At 68.9% G+C, this 352-nt stretch carries 1 protein-coding gene; it reads left to right on the top strand.

What is annotated here, in order from left to right; translation table 11 throughout:
- Positions 1 to 42 precede the first annotated feature (42 nt).
- A partial coding sequence (locus tag AC1DBD_RS18055) for a hypothetical protein (protein WP_476982764.1) occupies positions 43 to 352 on the top strand: 310 nt, incomplete at its 3' end.

Raw genomic sequence — 352 nt, 5'->3', positions numbered from 1 at the left:
CCCCCAGCCATTCCGCTCACGCGCACTGATGCGCCCACGACCATGACAAGACATTCCCTCAGGAACACCCTCTCCCTCATGCTGCTGCTCGGCGCGGMCAGCGCGGTTCTGGCCGGGCAGGCGCCGGGACCGTCGACGGCCCCTGACGTCCCCATCAGCCACCGCGACCGCCTCTATGCCGCCGAGCAGTTCTCCAACACGGTTTCCGTGACGGACCCGGCGGACAACCGGCTGCTGGGCGTCATCCGCCTGGGCGACCCTGCGCCGGGCAACTTCAGCCCGCTGTATCGCGGTCAGGTGCTGGTCCACGGGATGGGCTTCTCGCCGGATCACCGCACGCTTGCCATCGTGT

Source organism: Arthrobacter sp. 10T419 (genome assembly GCF_056394105.1).
This window is presented reverse-complemented; position numbering and strand designations above follow the sequence as displayed.